The sequence below is a fragment of the Rhizobium jaguaris genome (assembly GCF_003627755.1).
In the GTDB taxonomy this organism is placed as follows: domain Bacteria; phylum Pseudomonadota; class Alphaproteobacteria; order Rhizobiales; family Rhizobiaceae; genus Rhizobium; species Rhizobium jaguaris.
Genome location: NZ_CP032694.1, coordinates 1,829,869 through 1,849,847 on the forward strand (window position 1 = coordinate 1,829,869; position 19,979 = coordinate 1,849,847).

The 19,979-nt window shown below is 60.1% G+C and carries 16 protein-coding genes; 7 read left to right on the forward strand and 9 right to left on the reverse strand.

The window, feature by feature from the left end; all coding sequences use genetic code 11:
* Nucleotides 1–32 precede the first annotated feature (32 nt).
* The gene (gene chrA / locus CCGE525_RS08980; protein WP_120703956.1) at nucleotides 33–1,259 is read right to left on the reverse strand and encodes a chromate efflux transporter; all 1,227 of its coding nucleotides are present in this window, start codon (nucleotides 1,257–1,259) and stop codon (nucleotides 33–35) included.
* 268 nt (nucleotides 1,260–1,527) lie between these two features.
* Nucleotides 1,528–1,854, reverse strand: a complete 327-nt coding sequence (locus CCGE525_RS08985) for a hypothetical protein (RefSeq protein WP_162950142.1) — start codon at nucleotides 1,852–1,854, stop codon at nucleotides 1,528–1,530.
* A gap of 462 nt (nucleotides 1,855–2,316) precedes the next feature.
* On the opposite strand from CCGE525_RS08985, the gene CCGE525_RS08995 reads away from it, so the two are divergent.
* The 4 genes from CCGE525_RS08995 (at nucleotide 2,317) to CCGE525_RS09015 (ending at nucleotide 5,822) form a co-directional block, all read left to right on the forward strand.
* Complete coding sequence (locus CCGE525_RS08995) at nucleotides 2,317–2,712, forward strand: hypothetical protein (RefSeq protein WP_245472112.1); 396 nt, start codon at nucleotides 2,317–2,319, stop codon at nucleotides 2,710–2,712.
* Nucleotides 2,713–3,219: 507 nt separating this feature from the next.
* The gene (locus CCGE525_RS09005; protein WP_120703960.1) at nucleotides 3,220–4,704 is read left to right on the forward strand and encodes a multicopper oxidase family protein; all 1,485 of its coding nucleotides are present in this window, start codon (nucleotides 3,220–3,222) and stop codon (nucleotides 4,702–4,704) included.
* Nucleotides 4,705–4,801: 97 nt separating this feature from the next.
* Nucleotides 4,802–5,230 carry an EF-hand domain-containing protein gene (locus CCGE525_RS09010; protein WP_120703961.1) on the forward strand — a complete coding sequence of 143 codons (429 nt, stop codon included), beginning with the start codon at nucleotides 4,802–4,804 and terminating at the stop codon, nucleotides 5,228–5,230.
* 106 nt (nucleotides 5,231–5,336) lie between these two features.
* Nucleotides 5,337–5,822 (forward strand): adenosine-specific kinase, encoded by a 486-nt coding sequence (locus CCGE525_RS09015; protein WP_120703962.1) that lies wholly within the window; start codon nucleotides 5,337–5,339, stop codon nucleotides 5,820–5,822.
* A gap of 99 nt (nucleotides 5,823–5,921) precedes the next feature.
* Here CCGE525_RS09015 and CCGE525_RS09020 read toward each other — a convergent pair whose 3' ends face one another.
* The 6 genes from CCGE525_RS09020 to CCGE525_RS09045 all read right to left on the reverse strand — a co-directional run bounded on the left by CCGE525_RS09020 (nucleotide 5,922) and on the right by CCGE525_RS09045 (nucleotide 11,327).
* Nucleotides 5,922–6,260 carry a DUF2147 domain-containing protein gene (locus CCGE525_RS09020; RefSeq protein WP_120703963.1) on the reverse strand — a complete coding sequence of 113 codons (339 nt, stop codon included), beginning with the start codon at nucleotides 6,258–6,260 and terminating at the stop codon, nucleotides 5,922–5,924.
* Between the two features lie 66 nt (nucleotides 6,261–6,326).
* Nucleotides 6,327–7,436 carry an alpha/beta hydrolase gene (locus tag CCGE525_RS09025; RefSeq protein ID WP_120706336.1) on the reverse strand — a complete coding sequence of 370 codons (1,110 nt, stop codon included), beginning with the start codon at nucleotides 7,434–7,436 and terminating at the stop codon, nucleotides 6,327–6,329.
* A gap of 240 nt (nucleotides 7,437–7,676) precedes the next feature.
* A complete protein-coding gene (locus CCGE525_RS09030) occupies nucleotides 7,677–8,465 on the reverse strand; it encodes a hypothetical protein (protein WP_120703964.1) in 789 nt (262 codons plus the stop codon).
* 83 nt (nucleotides 8,466–8,548) lie between these two features.
* Nucleotides 8,549–9,211, reverse strand: a complete 663-nt coding sequence (locus CCGE525_RS09035; RefSeq protein WP_120703965.1) for a hypothetical protein — start codon at nucleotides 9,209–9,211, stop codon at nucleotides 8,549–8,551.
* A gap of 71 nt (nucleotides 9,212–9,282) precedes the next feature.
* Entirely contained in the window at nucleotides 9,283–10,716 is a 1,434-nt protein-coding gene (locus CCGE525_RS09040) for a DUF1254 domain-containing protein (RefSeq protein WP_120703966.1), read from the reverse strand.
* A gap of 278 nt (nucleotides 10,717–10,994) precedes the next feature.
* A complete protein-coding gene (locus tag CCGE525_RS09045) occupies nucleotides 10,995–11,327 on the reverse strand; it encodes a hypothetical protein (protein WP_342637435.1) in 333 nt (110 codons plus the stop codon).
* Between the two features lie 78 nt (nucleotides 11,328–11,405).
* Between CCGE525_RS09045 and CCGE525_RS09050 the strand changes: the two genes are divergently transcribed.
* The 3 genes from CCGE525_RS09050 (at nucleotide 11,406) to CCGE525_RS09060 (ending at nucleotide 15,277) form a co-directional block, all read left to right on the forward strand.
* The gene (locus CCGE525_RS09050; protein ID WP_120703968.1) at nucleotides 11,406–13,109 is read left to right on the forward strand and encodes a tetratricopeptide repeat protein; all 1,704 of its coding nucleotides are present in this window, start codon (nucleotides 11,406–11,408) and stop codon (nucleotides 13,107–13,109) included.
* A 52-nt stretch (nucleotides 13,110–13,161) separates the two neighbouring features.
* A complete protein-coding gene (locus CCGE525_RS09055; RefSeq protein ID WP_120703969.1) occupies nucleotides 13,162–13,599 on the forward strand; it encodes a DUF2721 domain-containing protein in 438 nt (145 codons plus the stop codon).
* Nucleotides 13,600–13,762: 163 nt separating this feature from the next.
* Nucleotides 13,763–15,277 (forward strand): malonate--CoA ligase, encoded by a 1,515-nt coding sequence (locus CCGE525_RS09060; RefSeq protein ID WP_120703970.1) that lies wholly within the window; start codon nucleotides 13,763–13,765, stop codon nucleotides 15,275–15,277.
* A gap of 208 nt (nucleotides 15,278–15,485) precedes the next feature.
* Here CCGE525_RS09060 and CCGE525_RS09065 read toward each other — a convergent pair whose 3' ends face one another.
* Nucleotides 15,486–19,295 (reverse strand): vitamin B12-dependent ribonucleotide reductase, encoded by a 3,810-nt coding sequence (locus tag CCGE525_RS09065; RefSeq protein WP_120703971.1) that lies wholly within the window; start codon nucleotides 19,293–19,295, stop codon nucleotides 15,486–15,488.
* Nucleotides 19,296–19,979 lie beyond the last annotated feature (684 nt).

The window sequence follows — 19,979 nt, forward strand, 5'->3', positions numbered from 1 at the left end:
GACAAATGCTCTCGGCGGAGCCGGACCCGAATTCACATGAGATGAACGAGAGTACCGCCCGCCGCGAGCAGCACGACGACCACCCAGGGCGGTGACTTCCAGACGACCAAGAGGATGAAGCCGACCAAGGCGAGCGCGAAATCGTAAGGATTCAGGATAGCGCTCGTCCAGACCGGGCTGTAAAGCGCGGCCCCGAGAATGCCGACAACTGCCGCATTCGCGCCGCGCATCGCTGCCTGCGCAACAGGACGTTTGCGGAAGCTGTCCCAGAAGGGCAGGGTGCCGACGAGCAGCAGGAAACCAGGCAGGAAGATGGCGACGAGACAGATGGTGGCGCCAAGGATGCCGCGCGGAGCAGGTCCCATGACGGCGCCGAGATAGGCGGCGAATGTGAAGATCGGTCCGGGAACCGCCTGGGCCGCACCATAGCCGGCAAGGAAGGCGTCGTTCGTGACCCAGCCGGGAGCGACGACCTCCGCCTGCAGCAGCGGCAGCACGACATGTCCACCCCCGAAGACGAGTGCGCCGGAGCGATAAAAGGCGTCGAACATCGACACGCCCTGAGACGCCGTCGCGGTCGCAATGATCGGCAGAAGGCCAAGCAACAGGAAGAAGGCGGCAAGGCTCGTAATGCCAACGGCGCGCGAAACGCGGAAGGCAAAATGCGTGGCGTTCGTGACGGGACCGTTGCGGCATAGGATGAAGCCGCCGAGCGCGCCGAATGCGATGGCTGCGACCTGCCCGACCGATCCCGGAGCAAAGACGACGATCAGGACGGCTGCCAGCGCAATGCTCGCCCGCTGCCGGTCCGGCGTCAGGTTCCTCGCCATGCCCCATACCGCCTGTGCGACCACGGCGACGGCCACGATCTTCAGTCCATGCTGCAGACCTGCCCCGATGGGGCCGTCGAACGCCGTTGCCGCCATTGCGAAGATCACGAGCAGTATTGCGGACGGAAGGGTGAAGGCCGTCCAGGCGGCGAGCGCCCCAAGCGGCCCGCCGCGCAAGAGCCCAAGCGCAAAGCCGAGCTGGCTCGATGCAGGGCCGGGAAGAAACTGGCAGAGTGCGACAATGTCGGCAAAGCCGTCCTCGTCAAGCCATTTGCGGCGCGCGACCAATTCGTCCCGGAAATAGCCGAGATGGGCGATCGGCCCGCCGAAGGATGTCAGGCCGAGCTTGAGGAAGGCGAAGAAGACCTCGCCGGGAGTTCCATTCCGATGTGCGGCCCCTTCTTCATGAACTGCTTCCGACGACTTCACGAAACAACTCCACGTGGAGCCGGATGAAGCCGGAAAAAAGGTCCTGATATTCCATTCGCAACCATCAAAAAAATCGCTCTCGAAAATCGATATCGGGAGCCGAGACTATAGGTGAAGTGCCTAAGCTACAATCGTCCAAGAGCCGGCGGTCGAAACGAAGCACGCGCCCACAAAAGAGTATCAATGGCCAGCGAAACAGATCGCGATCAGCGCCACAATGCAAGCATCGTTTCGTGGACGCTCTAACGCAAGTTGTCCATTTCTTTTGTCACTGTATGTTGACGACCACGTAGCGTCCGCCGGACGCCTGATAATACCTGCCGCCACATTGCCACAGCACGGGGCCGTAGGCCGAGGTCTTCGCACACCCAGCCGGGAGGCTGTTCACGTAGACGTTCGTCCGGCGGATTGTGCGGCGGGTGGTACGCCTGGCGACGCCAGCGGCGCTACCTGGCGTGAGCGGATGACCGACTCGCGCCTGGGCTTCGCCGACGAAGGCGGGCAGCGGTACAACCGCGTCGATCAGTCCGCCAAAAAATATAGCAACGGCAATCGTCGCGGCACCACCAGTCAATCTCAAGCTCAATCTTGTCATCGTCCATCCTCCTCCAAAAATGAAATACCTGCAGCGAACCTACTTGGCCGCCAGGATCGTTATCGCCGCCATGATGGCTGGCAAAGTAAGCACGCGGGTAGTCGCTCCTACGGAAGTATTCGACAATAAAGCTCCGGCCTGCTTGCGTAAGACGAGAGGCTGGCGAGACTAAACGCGCAAGCAAAGGATTTTGCCAAGCTTCGCCTCGCTCGTATGCTCAATCCCATCAATGCCCCCGCGATTTACCGGCGCGCGGCTGAAGCTTGCGACTTCACTGTTTAACGCACCCGATATCATCCCTGAGAAGTCAATCATGCCTTCCTGTACCGAGCTTTTGGCTGTTATCGGAACCAAATCGTCGTGCTCTCCCACGTCGTAATGTCAACACGACTTGCGCCTCGGTGCAACCGGTGTTTTGTTCCCCACGGACATGGGTGAGATGACCAGTCCGTTCGCTTATTCTTGACCTGGATCAAGGTACGCACCGGTGAAGAGGTGCAATGTCTCGATGTCGTGAAAAGTTGGGTAGACAACTCGATCGGAGGATCACCAATGGCTAACGCAACCCTGCGGAGCCAACCTGCGGCATCTTCAGCCACGCCGACGCACATCTCCGTGCCGGTGCTCGGCGCAACGCTCGCCGTCTTTGTGACCGTCTCGCTTTTGCTATGCATGCTGCTCGGCTTCGCCGCTCCGGAATGGGGCCTTCATAGGCCGTGGCTGCAGTTTTATTTGGGGTTGACCGGCTTCGATCTGCGAAGCCTGGCGCTGGGCATCCTTCAAAGCGTCATCTTCGGTGGTTATGCAGGAGCATTGATCGCCGCTATCTTCAACGTCATCAGCCGGCGCTTGGGCTGATAAGGGGAACGGAGTCGCACGCATGGCCGCCGACCGCCGCAGGTTCGCTTGGACGAACGCAGTGCTGACCGTCCTGGTCGCGCTCGCGCTTCTCTTCGCGCCTACTGCAGGTGCGCAGGCCATGCAATGTCACGAACGTCCGGTTCACGGGTATTCCCGTGTCGAGCACATCCCCACCCAAAAGGATGCCAACGCCTCGCTTCAGGGCGGCTTTCACACTCCCGACCATAAGAGCTGCTGCGCTGTTCCGTGCGGCTTCTGCATCGTCTTGACCAGCACGGAGAGGATAGAAGTTCCGGCGCCCACAGTTTCCTTCCTCCGTTTCGCATGGGCTGACCAGAGCGGCACCGGCTTGGCGCTCCCGCCCACGCTCGGTCCTCCTCGTCTTCCGGTCTGAGGGTGCCGGAGGCCGCCTCGTCGCGGCGTCCGGTCGATTCCATGGGCTTCCTTTCGGACGCCCAAGACCAATGGTCGGCACCGCCGACCCGGAAGCAAGGATCAAATTCAATGAAACGCCGTGACTTTCTCAATGGCCTGATGGTCGGCGCAGCCGCGCTCGGCACATCGGCCGCCCTTCGTCCTATCAGCACCTTTGCGCAGGACGCCAAGTCTTCATCTGCACAAGACGCGACTCTCCACAACCTCTCTGTCAGCTACCGGACCATCGACGTGAAGGGCAGGTCCGCGCGCGTCTTCGGCCTGGTCCAGCCTGACGGCAGGCCGGGACTGACGCTTGACGCCGGAACCGATTTCGACGTCGCACTGTCGAGCGCCATCGACGAGCCGACCCTGATCCATTGGCACGGATTGACGCCGCCATGGGCCGCCGACGGCGTGCCTGACAATCCAGCCGCACTCCTGAAGCCGTCGGAAACCCGCCACTACATATTTCCGGTCGGGGCGGGCGGCACGCACTGGATGCACGCCCATACGCTACAGGAGCAGAACCTGCTTGCCGCCCCGCTGATCGTGCGGACGGCGGACGACCTGAAGCGGGATGAGCAGGAGGTCGTCGTTCTGCTGCACGACTTCTCCTTCCTGTCGGCTGAGGAACTACTGGCGAAGCTGAAGGGAAATGCCGCGCACGGCGCCATGCCGATGGACCACGGCTCGATGCAAGGTATGGCCGGCATGCAGCACATGATGTCCGGCAATGGCATGTCAGGCATGGCTATGCCGGGAATGGCCGCCATGGACCTCAACGACATCGACTACGACGCCTATCTTGCCAACGACCGCACGCTCGACGATCCCGAGGTCGTGAGGGTCGAGAAGGGCGGCCGCGTCCGACTGCGCATCATCAACGGTGCCACGGCGACAGCCTTCACCATCGACACCGGCGGCCTTTCCGGAGAACTCGTCGCCGTGGACGGGCAGGGCGTGCAGTCGGTCGCCGAGACGTCCTTCCCGGTCTCCATGGGACAGCGCCTCGACATCCGTCTCAGCCTTCCGGAGGAGGAAGGGACGTTTCCCGTCCTCGCCCTGCGCGAGGGGGCCGTGGACCGTACGGGCGTCATCCTTGCCACCGCGGGCGCGACCGTCCGCAAGATTGCGGTCCAGGGCGATGCGAAGGGGCCGGTTCTCGGGATGGATCTGGAACAGCGACTGCGTCCCGTCAGCCCACTGGCAACCCGTGCAGCAGACCGCCGCTTCAAACTCTCGCTGACGGGCGACATGGCCGCCTATAACTGGGCGATCGACGGCGCGGATGGCCTCGTCGTCAAGCGTGGCGAGCGGATCGAGATCGCGATCACCAACGCCTCAATGATGGCGCATCCGATGCACCTTCACGGGCACCATTTCCAGGTGATCGGCATCAACGGGACGCCAATCGCGGGCGCGGTGAGGGACACGGTCCTGCTGCCGCCGATGGCCACCGTCGCCCTGGCCTTCGAAGCCGACAATCCTGGCCGCTGGCCGCTCCATTGCCATCATCTCTACCACATGGCGACGGGCATGATGGCCTACGTCACCTACGACGGCATCGGCTGACGCGGCCCTCTGGACCGCGAGGCCTTTCCCGAACTCCTTCAAACGAGACAACATCGTCATGAAAGAGAATACACACCTAGCTAAAGGGAGAAACGATATGAGAACGACACAAATTCCAAAGGCCGCCCTGTTGGCCGCGCTGATCGCGATCGGCGGAGCCGGTTCCACCCTCGCCCAGACGAACGGAGCGGATACCCATCATCCCGCGAACATGTCCCAGCCACAGTCGGGAATGGGAGGAATGATGGGACAGGGCCAGGGCGCAATGCCCGGCGGATCAGGCATGATGCCCGGCGGTATGATGGGCGGGAACATGATGGAGCACGACATGATGGGTGATATGCCCATGATGGGTATGCGAGGACCCATGATGAAGATCATGTTCGCGATCGCCGATACTGACGGAGACGGCGCGCTGTCGTTCGAGGAGGTGACGGCCATCCATAAGCGGATATTCAACGCCATGGACACGAACAAGGACGGCAAGGTCACACCCGAAGAAATGCAGGCGTTCTGGGGGCAATAAGGTCCAAGCGGCGGTGCCGGAAGGCGAATCGTCCGCCTATGGCGGCTTGATATCGCCTTTCGCCCGCCTATCTACCATTGCGTGCCTACCTTGAAGGAGCGCAGCCATGGAACTTGCCGTGGTGCCCATCGTCAAGCCGGACGACTCCAACTTCATTTTTGGTCAGTCGCATTTTATCAAGACTGTGGAGGACCTCCACGAGGCGCTGGCGGGCGCGGTTCCCGGCATCCGCTTCGGGCTGGCCTTCTGCGAGGCCTCCGGCAAGCGGCTGGTGCGCTGGTCAGGCAATGACGAAGCCGCGATCGGCCTTGCACGCGACAACGCATTGGCCATTGGCGCCGGCCACACTTTCTTGATCTTCCTCGGCGACGGGTTCTTTCCCGTCAACGTGCTGGCGGCGGTGCGCGCAGTGCCAGAGGTCTGCGGTATTTACTGCGCGACGGCCAACCCGACACAGGTGATCGTCGCACAAACGGAGCTGGGCCGCGGCGTGCTCGGCGTCGTGGATGGTGCGTCACCGCTGGGTGTCGAAACCGACGTCGACATCGCGTGGCGGAAAGACTTGCTGCGAAAGATCGGCTACAAGCTGTAGCGGCGGGTTTGCCGCCTAATGGCCGATGGCGGCGTGACCCGGCGCGCCATGGCCATCAGATCGCTCTCTGAGTCGGAAGAACCGACAAAGACGGAACACCTAGAGACGCGTCCAGGTCTGGGATTGGCAGAAGACCTTCATGACGCAGCCCTGCATTTTCACGCTAATGCCCGAGATTTTCAGCGTTCCGTTATAGGTCTTGTTGGTTTTGGGATCGGTGATCTGGCCGGCATAGCTGCCATCCTTGCCGCTGAAGTTGCCGATCTTGCGGCCCACATATTTACCGGTCTTCATCGTAATGCAGTAGCCGGCGCCACAATGAGCGATGCTAGCCGTCGCCCCGTCCTCCGTCTTCCAGTTTCCGATGAGCGGATCGGCAGCCTCGGCCGCGCCCGCCATCAGCACTAGGATCGCTGCCAAAATAGATGCGTGTTTCATTGGAAATCTCCCAGGTTCAAGTTTGCGATATCCACGTGCCTGAGCCCCTCGCGGGCCGGCCCGTGTTCAGTGTGATAAGCTCACAGCCGCGACCGGAGCGGTGATCACGGTTCCAACAGACTGCGCGGCTCCGGCAGTGGCGGAAACGATCGTGTCGCTCAGTCCGACCCGGCTGTCGGTCAACGTCTGGCCCGTCGAAAGGCGCGTACCGATCAATTGGACGATCTGCGGCGACTCGGCGAACTTGGAATGATTCATGTCATCGCCCGACTTAACTTTGGTAAGGTCGATGACATTGACCTTATATTTCTCGAGCTCTTCCTTGTAGGGGGATTGCTCCGGATCGATGGCGCCAAGTCGCGAGACGTCGCCCCAAATGCGCTTGGAAGCCGCCAGCGCCCGATCGTCCCGTGAGACGAAAAGAGTAAATTGGGGTCGCTGCGTTCCCATATCTGCTATTTCATTGCGGAACACGTCCACATCGACGTCCGGTGCGGCAAGCATGACATTCTTGAACTTAGCCGGGAGGCCGCCGTTGCGGATGGCCATTTGACGCAGTGATTCCAATGCGAGCCAATTACCCATCGAGTGGGCGAGGATCGAGACGTCTTTCACTTCGGGATCGCGGGCGAGGTACTGCAGCAGCCTCTCGACAGCATCTCGGGTGTAATTCGTGCTCTCGCGATCATACCCATAATCGAGCAAGCGCCCACGAGACGGCCAGGTGGCGAGAACCGGCACGCTGTGAATATTTGAGTCGTGGACGATTTGCGCGAAACGGAAGACGGCGTCGTCGAACCGGTTGTTGAAACCATGAATGAAGACCACGACGCTGTGATCCGGACTCTTGCGGACGGAAGCGCTCAGCCATTTTTCGGCAGCCTTTTGATCCACGAGCTCAGCTTTGACCGTCGCGAAGTCCGTTGCTGGATTTGGCGGAAGACTGCGAGGCCAGTTGACTTCGCCGACCTTGCGTGCGGTGTTCGGAGGGATCGACACCGTGATGTCAGCAAAGTTCGGAGCGAGGGCTCGCTCGCCGCTGAACATCTCGCCCGGCGTCTTGGCCCGCTCCCGGGTCGTTGCGACCAGCATCTCGACCTGACTTGCCGGACGATAGGCCGCAACCGGCTCAAGCACCCCCGTGGGGCGGCCCGCACATGCACAGAGCAGCGTCATGAGGGCCACGACGAAGGGGAGGCGGAGCCAAGACCGCGCATCACCTTGAAACTTCCGGGAGAGATGCCGCGCCAATCTAATCACTCCTATAAATATATAGAAAATCGTCGTTACGACTGACGATCTGCTTCACAGCTGCGATCTATTCCCGCAAGGCGCGCGATCTCAGAGTTCGTCGCGCGAAGGTGTCGGGATCATGTTCACCCGCATCGTCCCGATACGGGTGAACGTGGCTTCAATCTAGAAATGAATGACCAGACCAAGGATGGGCCCCTGCTCGACAACGTCGAACTCGAAACCATTATCCTTGAAGTCGACGCCGATAGCGCGGTATCCGAACACGCCCGAGACGGTCTTGTTGAACTTGTAGCCGACCGTCGCAGCGACATCCCAGTCCACGTCGGCGCCACCGCCTCCGATCAAGCCCCACCCCGCCAGGAAGACGTTCGGGGTTAGGGAATAGGTTCCCTTGAGCCCGCCGACGGCGTCCACCCACGTGTCGCCATCGCTCCTCGATCTGCCATCGAGAAGCCCGCCATTCAACGAGATCTTGGTGTCGACCGACCAGACCCGCGCGCCTCCGACAACGTCGAGGTGGCCGGCTGCATCGTCCAGCACCGAGTATCCGACCCCCAGAAGTCCGCTGAAGACTTGCGAATCGAGGGTGGCTTTGTCGGCGAGAACGCCAAAGGGTGTCGCCTTGTTGCCGGATACCTTCGTGTAGATTACGTCACCGAAAACGCTGTACCGGTCGTACCGGGCCTCGCCGATGGCCATGGCGCCGAAGTCGAGGTGGTCCCAGATGTCGCCGAACGAGGCGTCGACATGAACCGGTGGCAGCCCGAACTGCCCAACGTCGCCCGACATTCCCGCCGCCCAGAAATAGGGGGCGAATGTAAAGGTCCAACCGCTTTCAGTGTTGATCTGCGTGGCTTCAGGGCTGACGGTCTGCGCGATGTCAGCGGCAAATGCTGCGCTGTTCAGCAGCAACGCAGCACTGAAAGAAAACGTCCAAAGTCTTGGTTTCATTGAGGTCCTCTGCGGCAACATCTATGCTGGAGCGTCTGGCATGCGCTCTGCGAACGCGAAGCCGGACGGGAAGGGATGAGGGCCTAGTAGCACGGCGGATATGGATAGTAGCCACACACGGGCCGGCCGTAGCCGTACACAGGCCGGCCGTAAGCAGCTGCCGCCCCCGCAGCTGCTCCGGCATACCACGCTCCGCGATAGGCGGTTCTTCGTGCAACGCCCGCAAAGGACAAGGGCGTCCTCGGCATGCCAATAATATCGATGAAGATCGACGCCGGGCCATCCGCCTTGGCGAGATTACCCTCCAGAACCTCCACCTTGAACGTCAGGTTCTGGCCCTCGAGCTTCGGCTCCTTCAGAACGACGACGGCATCCTCGACACCAGACGCGTCCTTGTTCAGCACCGAGACGGTAGCGTTCGGCGGATCTTTTTCGAAGCTGCCGCCCTGAGCCCACTCTTCCAGCAAGTGCGTGGTCAGCGCATGGCCGGCGGAGCGGACCGGCCGGTCGGCAAACAGGATCGAATTGTTGGAAACGCTCGTTAGCGTGAGCGTGTCGCCCTTCAGAGTCGCACCGTCGGAATTCATCACGATCAGCGAAGGGACCAGTTCCGTCTTTTGCGTGCTCGAGGTACCGATGGTTTTCATCGCAGGATCGGAAATCGCGTCCTGTGCCTGCGTCGCGCCGGCATAAAAGGCAAGCCCTGCCAAAGCCGCCACGGCAAATGCAATCTTTCTGAAGGTCACGGGTATTTCTCCTTCGATTGGTGAGAACAATTCGGCCCGTCGTCCGGCCTTCGGACGACGGGCCGTGGGGGCTAACCGACTTCCTCGACCGCCGGGATCGTCCAGGTGCCGTTGATGATCGAGGGATCGTTCTCGTTCGGCCAATACAGTCTCAGCATCAGGTAGAACTTGCCTGCCGGTGCAGGCAACCAGTTCGACTCCTTGCCGGCGCCTGGAGACTCGTGCTGCAGGAAAAGGTCCACTGACCCGTCGGCGTTCTCCTTCAGATCCTGACGGGGGCTGATTGAGTAGCGATTGATGGGGTTTTCGACGAAGAAGAAGTTTTCGTCGTACATGGTGAGTGACCAGAAGCCCGAAACCGGTGGCGTCTTGCCCTTCTCGAAGCGGATGACGTAGTTCTTCCTGCCGTCGTATGGACGGTGATGGGTATCCTTTTGGGAGGTCGGATAGACGGCGTCCTGGGGCCGATTGGCGCCGAGGCCAATCGCTGTGACGAGCGCCCGCATAAGATAGTTGGTTCCGTAGAGGCCTGTCTTGGTCGTGAAGGCCCAGCCATTGATGTCTTGCATATTGCTGTTGATCTTGAACTGCAACATGATCCGATCGAAGCCGACGGTGGGAATCCGATCGCGGAAGTCGGCCTTCAACTTGCTAGCGTCGAAGTCCTTGCCCGCAACCAGTCCGATCTGCGCAAAACGTTCTAAGGCGGGCGCGTCCGCGTCCGACGGCGGGTTCGTCTTCATCAGTTCTGCGAGCAGCGTGAAGTATTCGACTGCGCTCAGGCGGTTGACCTGATCGCGGACCGCCGTCTTCATGTCGATCGACGGATCGACTTTGCCGGCCGGAGGTGTGTAGTCCTTGCCATAGGCGCTCAGCGGGACCAGTTTGAACTCGTCCTGCAGCTTATGGACTTCCGCGTAATCCTCCTTGGTACCCGTGCAGTAGATGCGACCCAGCAGCCAGACCAAGTCAGTCGGAGACTCGTATTTCGTAACCCCTTCGGGAAGCGTTCCGCTCCAGCCGGGGGCCGTGATTGCGTAGGTCTGCGGCCCAGTTCCCGTCGTCCGCTTGCCCGGCACCTGGAAGACGTTCGTCCATCCATCGAGCATTGGCAGTAGGAAATACCGCCCCTTCATGTCCGGCATGCTCAGCACGTAGGGTTCCTTGCCGACATCAAGGAAGGAGGTCGTATATAATGTATCCGCGTTCGGCGCCGTGACATCCCTGAAGGAGGCGTCGGGGTATTCCCGCAGCTTGATGATATGTCCCATTGGACCGCGGGTGCCCTTGACCTCGGCCACATTGGTCATGACGCGGCGGGTCATCTCCATGGTCACCAGAGGGTAGCCATAGATGTATGCGTCTGTAGCGATCCAGAAGTCCTCCAGGCCCTCGCCTAACTGCAATCCTCCTTCGCCGAATTCGGCACGGGCGGGAAAGGAGATTGCGGTTCCGGCGAGTAGGCTGAGGCCAGCGAAAGTCAGGTTACGACGGGTGATATTCATATCATGAGCTCCTGCTGCGAGATACTGACGGGAGCATGGACAGCACACTAAGAGTTGTGGAGGTATGTTACGGTTATTAACTGTGCGCATACGTGGCGATCAGGCTGAGCCTGAGGTCCGTTCAGGCGCGCACTGATGGAAGAACGTCGCAATTTCCTCCTCCGGACGTGCGATGCGCGCTCGATTGGGAGTTGTTATCGGCTCCAGCGCAGGGACCGACCGTCCGGGCCGCGCAAGAGAACGCCGGCGAGGTTGGGTCGAGAGCTCGAAAGCGTAGATCAAGTTGGATTTCGCTTCTCCAGCAGCGCGTCATCTATTTCCCTTGCCAGGCGGTCGACGAGGTCTTGCCACTCGGCCCGCCTTTCCGAACGTATAGCTGGCGGAAGCTGATCCACGTTTGAAAGCGCGGCTTCAGCGACCGCAAGTTCCTCACACAGATCATGGAAGGTCTGGTCCTTCTCCATCATGCGATAGATGGTGAACTCGTGCTCGGGAAACCGGCGAAGGACCGATGACAGAATTGCTTGCCTAGCTTCCGTTGGTGTCTTCATATCGCGATCCAAAATTTCGATCACTATACTCAGAACTCTTGCCGCACCCATAAGCGACATGTAATTAACATGAACTATAAGATGTAAACGTTGGGAGCGATCGAGCCATAAGTGTAGGGCTTGGGGGGAGCGTTCGTGATGGAAGCAGAAACCCAAAACGGCGCAACCGAAGGGCCAAGTGTTCCCGTCGACGCGTGCCGCGACCAGCTTGCTCTGATACTTGACAGCGTTGAATTTGACGCCACCGATCGTGAGCGGCGATTTCTCAGCTACGTCGTAAACGAAACCTTGTCCGGGCGCGGGGAACGCATCAAGGCCTACTCGATCGCCGTGGAGGTATTTGGTCGCGACACCTCTTTCGATCCGCAAGCCGATCCCATTGTCCGCGTTGAGGCCGGCCATCTCCGGCGCGCCCTCGAACGGTACTATCTGACTGCCGGACTGACTGACCCCATCCGCATCAGCATACCGAAGGGTGCCTACGTTCCGACATTCTCCATGCATGGCACCGCCAGTGCCCATGAATCGACTGCCCCCTCTACAACAGTGCCGGCGCCGGCAAGAGTAGGGTCCAAGCTGCCGGTCATGATTGCAACTGCGATATTGGTCGCTGTCGCTCTTGCGCTGTGGTGGCGGCTCGATTCTCCTCGATCCGTTGCGAGCGGGCCGGAAATCCCGCGTCTCGCGGTCGAATGGTTTGAGGACCTCTCTGGTAAGGATGGTTCCGCAGCCTTGGCTCGCGGTCTTACCCAGGAGGTCGTCAGCGAACTGTCAAAATTCAAGGACATCGTCGTCGTTCAATCACCCAGCCCCGAGGCCGCACGCCGGGTTCGATACGTACTCGCCGGAAGCTTGTATACATCGCCTGAAACCTTCCGGCTGCAGGTCCGCCTCCGCAGCAGTCCGGACGGGACCGTACTCTGGGCCGCAAGCTACGACGGCCCGACGACGGTTCGCGATCTATTGAACTCCCAGGCAAACATCGCCAGCAACGTGGCGACGACCCTGGCGCAGGCCTATGGCATCATTTTTCAGACCGACGCGAAACTAGTCGTTCCCAACCCCCCGGACGACTGGGCCGCCTATGCCTGCACGCTCTCCTACTATTCCTACCGTGCCAACTTCGACGATCGGGTCCGGCCGTCGGTCCGCGTCTGTCTTGAGAAGGCCGTCGAACGCTTTCCCAACTACGCTACCGCCTGGGCGCTTCTATCGCTGACCCTCATTGACGAGGCTCGCTTCGGCTACCCCATCGATCCAGTCAGGTCGCCGGCACTGATCGAACAGGCACTTGCCGATGCACGGCGCGCGGTGGAATTGGAACCGTTGAATGTCCGAGGGCTGCAGGCTCAGATGTTTGCGCTCTATCTCAAGAAGGAAACCGATGCGGCCATGAAAGTGGGCGCCAGGGCGATTTCCATCAATCCCAACGATACCGAGCTCATCGGTGAGTACGGATATCGGCTGGCGATGTCTGGAAAATGGAACGACGGGTGTGCGCTGGTGGCGAAGGCGTGGGAACGCAACGCGGGACCCCCTGCATACTATGAGGCGGCGCTCGCCATTTGCTCATATTTCCGTAGAGACTATGAGGATGCGGCGATGTGGATCAGAAAGGCGGATACTCCTGCCAACGCCCTCTATCACGTCATCGCTGCCGCGGTTTTCGCCGAAGCCGGTGACGAAACGCTTGCCAATCGCGAGCGGGATTGGCTCGTAGAGCATGAGCCGGCGCTGGTGCGAAATCTGCGCAACGAAGTGGCCCTTCGCTTCACGCGATCCGAGGATATCGCATCTTTCCTGGCGTCGCTGAAGAAGGCCGGTTTGCAGTTTTCAGAGTGATTGCCGGGAGGTCTCGCGTAGATGCGCGAACCAACAATCAACAGGAACCATTATGCTGAACGAAGTGGCGACGGCCGAACAGATATCACGCGTGATCTCACAAGCGACTGCCCCAGCCTTTCTGTTGGGTGCGGTGGCAGCATTCATCTCGGTCTTGATCACACGCATGAACCGGATCGTGGATCGCAGCAATGTCTTAAGCGCTCTGCCTGAGGACGACCCCGCTCGCGGTCATCTAAGGGTTATCGTCCTTCCACGATTGAAGCGGCGCGCCAGGTTGCTCAACAAGGCAATAGAATGCGCAGTGATGAGCGGCATATTCACAACCATGCTTGTCATAATGGCGTTTGCTGCCTCATTTCTAAACCTTAGGCATGAATACGGCGCGGCTTTCATGTTCTCGATCGCGCTTCTGTTCTTCGCCGCTTCCTTGGTGGCATTGCTACTTGAGGTGCGCGCCGCAGTGCACGACCTCGATTTCTATGTGTAAAGGGAGGCTGTGCCGCAGTTATTGCAGTCACGAAAACAGGGCTGTTGTCGAGGCTATATATTCGCAATTAGTATGAAGGCGGCGCATCGCGGATACAGGACCATCCTTTTTAGGTCATCGCTCATCAAGCATCCGCCATCCCGAACGGCATGGGGAGGAGATCATGGGCAATCATCTGTTCGATGCGATCCGCGATGCGGCGCGCGACGACTCGGTTTTCATCGAGCTGACCGATGGACGAACATGGACCTATCGAGAAGTCCTATCCTTTTCTGCTCGCCTGGCGGGCGCGATTGCGTCGCTTGGCGTGCAGCCAGGAGACAGAGTTGCCGTACAGGTCGAAAAGAGTGCTGAGGCGCTGGTCCTTTACCTTGCCTGCGTTCGGTGCGGAGCTGTCTATCTTCCGCTCAACCCCGCCTATACGCTTGCAGAACTGGAGTACTTCATTGGCGATGCCGAACCTCGGCTGGCCGTCGTCGCGCCGACGGCGAAGGAAGCCGTTTCCCCGATCGCGGCGCGTCACGGTGCGGTCGTCGAGACGTTGGACGCCGTTGGCGGTGGATCCCTGATCGCAATCGCCGACAACGAACCGAACGACTTCACCGATGTCGATCGCGATGCGGACGACCTCGCCGCGATCCTATACACGTCCGGGACCACCGGCCGTTCGAAGGGCGCCATGTTGACCCATGGCAACCTGCTCTCCAATGCGTTGACGTTGCGAGACCATTGGTGGTTCACATCGGCTGACCGGCTCATACACGCCTTGCCGATCTTTCATACTCACGGGCTCTTCGTCGCGACGAATGTGACGCTGCTCGCGGGCGCCTCGATGTTCCTGCTTCCCAAGTTCGATCCAGATGAAATCCTCTCGTTGATGGCGCGATCGAGTGTGCTGATGGGAGTTCCGACGTTCTACACGCGCCTCTTGCAAAGCCCGCATCTCGACAGGGATGCGGTCACAAATATGCGCCTTTTCGTGTCGGGATCGGCTCCGCTGCTCGCCGAAACCCATGTCGAATTCGGCCGCCGCACCGGTCACGCGATCCTTGAGCGCTACGGAATGACCGAAACGAACATGAACACATCGAACCCGTACGATGGCGAGCGTATCGCCGGCACCGTCGGTTTGCCGTTGCCGGGTGTGACGGTCCGTGTTGTCGACGCGGCGACGGGAAAGCCGCTGCCTCCAGAGGAGACGGGCATGATCGAAATCAAGGGGCCGAATGTCTTCAAGGGCTATTGGCGCATGCCGGAAAAGACGGCCGCAGAGTTCACCGAGGACGGGTTCTTCATCAGTGGCGACCTCGGAACGATCGATGAGCAGGGTTACGTCTGCATCGTCGGGCGCGGCAAGGACGTCGTGATCTCCGGCGGATACAACATCTACCCGAAGGAGGTCGAACTGGAGATCGACCGGATCGAGGGCGTCGTCGAAAGCGCCGTTATCGGCGTCGCGCATCCGGACTTTGGCGAGGGCGTAACGGCGGTCGTCGTGCGCAAGCCGGGAGCATTGGTCGACGAAGCGGCGGTGCTGATGGCTCTCGGGGATCGCCTCGCACGTTACAAGCAGCCAAAGCGGGTGATGTTCGTCGAAGAACTTCCACGCAATACGATGGGAAAGGTCCAGAAAAATGTGCTGCGTGAGCAGTACGCCGGCCTATTCGTGGACAGTTGACGCTTGGAGCCCCGGCCAGTTAAGGCAATGTCGTAGGCAAGGTGTTCCAGTGTATTGGAGCGCAATCTCGGATTGCGGCCTGAAATATTTATACTTCAAAACTGCGATATGGCCGCATCCGAGGAGGCGGCCATATCGAATACTGCGTCATTTCAGCGGCTGTGCGTCACAAATGAGTGGCCGCCGCCTACAACATCTCCCGCATCGATCAAGAGCACCCGCTCGTCGCACCGCAGGTGTCGCACTTCTCGCAAGTCCCATTCCGGACCATCGTGAAGTTCTGGCATTCGGTGCACATGTTGCCGGTGTAGCCCTGCATGATGGAGCGGGCGCGGCGTTCGGATTCCAGTTTCTTGGCTTCCGATTTCGCCGTTGCCGCGTCATCCGCCGCCTTGTCGGTGAAGAGGGCGGTGGAGGCTTCGGCGGTTTCGGTTGCCAGTTCCTCGGCGATCTCTTCGGCCAGCTCCTTGGCGCGTTCCTCGTAGTCGCGCTTGAAGGCGACGACTTCCGAGGTGGAGATGGCGCTGGCCGGCTCGAGCTTGCGCACGGCGTTACCGGCAAAAGCAGTGATCGTCGCACCCGAAGAGGCCCGCGCTGGGGCTGCCGTTGCCGAACCCTTGACCTCGGCTGCCTGGCGCTCGCCCGATGTCGGCACCAGCGTCGGCTTATAGCCGCGGGTCAGGCCCTTGGAAACGACATCCGCCTTGCCTTCCGATACGCCGCGTCCGAGCGCCGTGTTGCTGAAGTCCGAGGTGTCGACATGTGCGAGGTCGTGGCGGCCGAGATAGGAGATGGCGAGCTCACGGAACACATAGTCGAGGATCGACGTGGCGTTCTTGATCGCGTCGTTGCCGGTAACGATGCCGGCCGGCTCGAACTTGGTGAAGGTGAAGGCATCGACATACTCCTCGAGCGGCACGCCGTATTGCAGGCCGAGTGAGACGGAGATGGCGAAGTTGTTGATGAAGGCGCGCAGCGCCGAACCTTCCTTGTTCATGTCGAGGAAGATTTCGCCGAGACGGCCGTCGTCATATTCGCCGGTGCGCAGGAAGATGGTGTGTCCGCCGATCTTGGCCTTCTGGGTGTAACCCTTTCGGCGACCGGGGAGCTTTTCCTGGCTGCGGACAACCTTTTCGATGACGCGTTCTATGATCTTTTCGGTGACGGTGACGGCCTGGGCGGCAGCCGGGGCCTGCAGCAGTTCTTCCACTGCATCCTCGTTATCGTCATCGTCGATCAGCGAGGCGTTCAGCGGCTGGCTGAGCTTGGAGCCATCGCGATAGAGCGCATTCGCCTTCAGGCCGAGCTTCCAAGAGAGCATGTAGGCGTTCTTGCAATCCTCGACGGTCGCTTCGTTGGCCATGTTGATCGTTTTGGAAATGGCGCCCGAGATGAAGGGCTGGGCGGCAGCCATCATGCGGATATGGCTTTCAACCGAGAGATAGCGCTTGCCGATCTTGCCGCAGGGATTGGCGCAATCGAAGACGGCGAGGTGCTCGTTCTTGAGGAACGGCGCGCCTTCCAGCGTCATCGCACCGCAGACATGGATGTTGGCAGCCTCGATCTCCTTCTTGGAGAAACCGAGATGGTCGAGCAGGTTGAAACTGATGTCGGTCAGCTGCTCGTCGGAAACCTTCAGCGTGCCCTTCAGGAAGTCGGCGCCGAGTGTCCACTGGTTGAAGACGAACTTGATGTCGAAGGCGCTCTTCAGCGCGGCATTGACGGCTTCCACCTTCTCGTCGGTGAAGCCCTTGGCCTTCAGCGTCGAAGGGTTGATAGCCGGCGCCTGGTTCAGGTTGCCGTGACCGACGGCATAGGCCTCGATTTCGGCAATCTGGCTTTCGGAGTAGCCGAGTGCACGCAGCGCTTCCGGAACGGCGCGGTTGATGATCTTGAAGTAGCCGCCACCGGCGAGCTTCTTGAACTTCACCAGCGCGAAGTCGGGCTCGATGCCGGTGGTGTCGCAATCCATGACGAGGCCGATCGTGCCGGTCGGGGCGATCACGGTTGCCTGGGCGTTGCGATAGCCATGCTGTTCACCGAGGCTCAAGGCCTTGTCCCAGGCCGCCTTGGCGTGGGCGACGAGATCCTGGTCCGGATTGTGGCTATGGATCAGCGCCACCGGATTGACCGACAGGCCCTCATAGCCAGAGATCTCGCCATAGGCGGCGCGGCGGTGGTTGCGGATGACGCGCAGCATGTGCTCGCGGTTCGGCTTGAACATCGGGAAGGTCCCGAGTTCGGATGCCATTTCGGCCGAGGTCGCATAGGCAATGCCGGTCATGATCGCGGTCAGCGAGCCGGCGATGGCGCGGGCTTCGTCCGAGTCATAGGGAATGCCGGAGGACATCAGCAGGCCGCCGATGTTGGCGTAGCCGAGGCCGAGCGTGCGGTATTCATAGGAGAGTTCGGCAATGCGGCGCGACGGGAACTGCGCCATCATGACCGAGATTTCGAGGACGACGGTCCAAAGGCGGACGGCATGCTCGTAGTCGGCAATGTTGATGCGCTTGCTGGCGGCATCCTTGAAGGTCATCAGGTTCAGCGACGCAAGGTTGCAAGCCGTGTCGTCGAGGAACATATATTCCGAGCACGGGTTCGATGCACGGATCGAGCCGGCCGACGGGCTGGTGTGCCAGTCGTTCATAGTCGTGTTGAAGTGCAGGCCCGGATCGGCAGACGCCCAGGCGGCGTAGGAGATGGATTCCCAGAGGTCGCGCGCCTTCAGCGTCTTGACGACCTTGCCGTCCTTGCGGGCGGTCAGGTGCCAGTCGCCATCGCTCTCGACGGCGCGCAGGAAGTCATCCTTGATCGACACGGAATTATTGGAGTTCTGGCCGGAAACGGTGAGGTAGGCTTCCGAATCCCAATCGGTGTCATAGGTCTTGAACTCGAGGTCCTTGTAGCCCTGGCGAGCGAACTGGATGACGCGCTGGACATAGTTTTCCGGAACCTGGTCCTTCTTGGCGGCGCGGATTTCGCGCTTCAGGGCAGGGTTCTTGGCCGGGTCGAAGCAATCGTCATTGTCGCCTTCGCAATTGACGGCGGCTTTCATGATCGCCTTCAGGTGCTTGGCGACGATCTTCGAGCCGGTGACGAGGGCGGCAACCTTCTGCTCTTCCTTGACCTTCCAGTTGATGTATTCCTCGATATCCGGATGGTCGATGTCGACGACGACCATCTTGGCGGCGCGGCGCGTCGTGCCGCCCGACTTGATGGCGCCGGCAGCGCGGTCGCCGATCTTCAGGAAGCTCATCAGGCCGGAGGAACGGCCACCGCCGGAGAGCTTTTCGCCTTCGCCGCGCAGCAGCGAGAAGTTGGAGCCGGTGCCGGAACCATATTTGAAGAGACGCGCTTCACGAACCCAGAGGTCCATGATGCCGCCTTCGTTGACGAGATCGTCCTCGACCGACTGGATGAAGCAGGCATGCGGCTGCGGATGTTCATAGGCCGACTTGGACTTGGTGATCTTGCCCGTGAAGGGGTCGACATAGAAATGGCCCTGGCCGGGGCCGTCGATGCCGTAGGCCCAGTGCATGCCGGTGTTGAACCACTGCGGCGAGTTCGGAGCGACGCGCTGCGTCGCGAGCATATAAGCAAGCTCGTCGCGGAAAGCGGAAGCGTCTTCTTCGGAGGAGAAATAGCCGCCCTTCCAGCCCCAGTAGGTCCAGGTGCCGGCGAGACGGTCGAAAACCTGGCGCGCATCGGTTTCGGAGCCGATCTGGCTTTCCTTTGGCAAATCCTTCAGGGCCGCATCATCGGGCACGGAGCGCCACAGGAAGGAAGGAACGTCGTTTTCCTCAACCTTCTTCAGCTTGGCGGGTACGCCGGCCTTGCGGAAATACTTCTGTGCCAGAATGTCGGCGGCAACCTGCGAAAACTGCGCCGGCACGTCGATGTTTTCGAGGCGGAAGACGATCGAGCCATCGGGGTTCTTGATCTCGCTGGTCGCCTTGCGGAACTCGATCTCCGCATAGGGTGACTGGCCTGCCTTCGTAAAACGACGTTCGATGCGCATGGTCCCATAACCTCATTCGTTAAAGCGCGCCTGCCTCGTAACAGGACGCAAAAATCCTTGTCCGGCCTCGCGATTTCAAACGCGCAGCCAGTGTTCACTCTGTCCTCTGACAGGAGGTGTCATCCGGAGATGTCTTTCCTGTATCTTGTGGTGATGGTGGCTGTAAACACTAAATATAGTATTAACAGCTTATTGCCGCCAGTCCCCGCATGTCTTTTTTGGCAGCATCGACATCGGCAAAAAAACCCTCACGGCGCCACCAGTCATGGTGCATCGCCCTGAATACAAATCCGATTTCGAGTTAAGGACCAGCCCCCGTTATTCCGTCCGGTCCAGTCGCCGCCGCAACGTCAGTCATTAACTTTGAAAGACCCGATTCCGTCAAGGGGTGGTTTGCGACGGATTTTTAACCACAATATCTTGTGGGCTTGCCTGTGGAAATTGGGGAAACGCCAGGAGGTCAGAAGATTCAAGCGCTTGGCGGAAATTGTTCGCTCTTCGCGCGACCGCCGGCGGGCCGAATACTAACGCAGACGAGAATAAACACGACAATATTGTGGCAGTGACCGCCAGGCCATTGGCAGAGGGGCAAAAGCATGCAGCAACCCCTTATGATTCGCGCGGAAGGCCTTGAATCCCACGTAATCCTGGTATCTCGACAACTACTAAATATAGTAGGCGCCG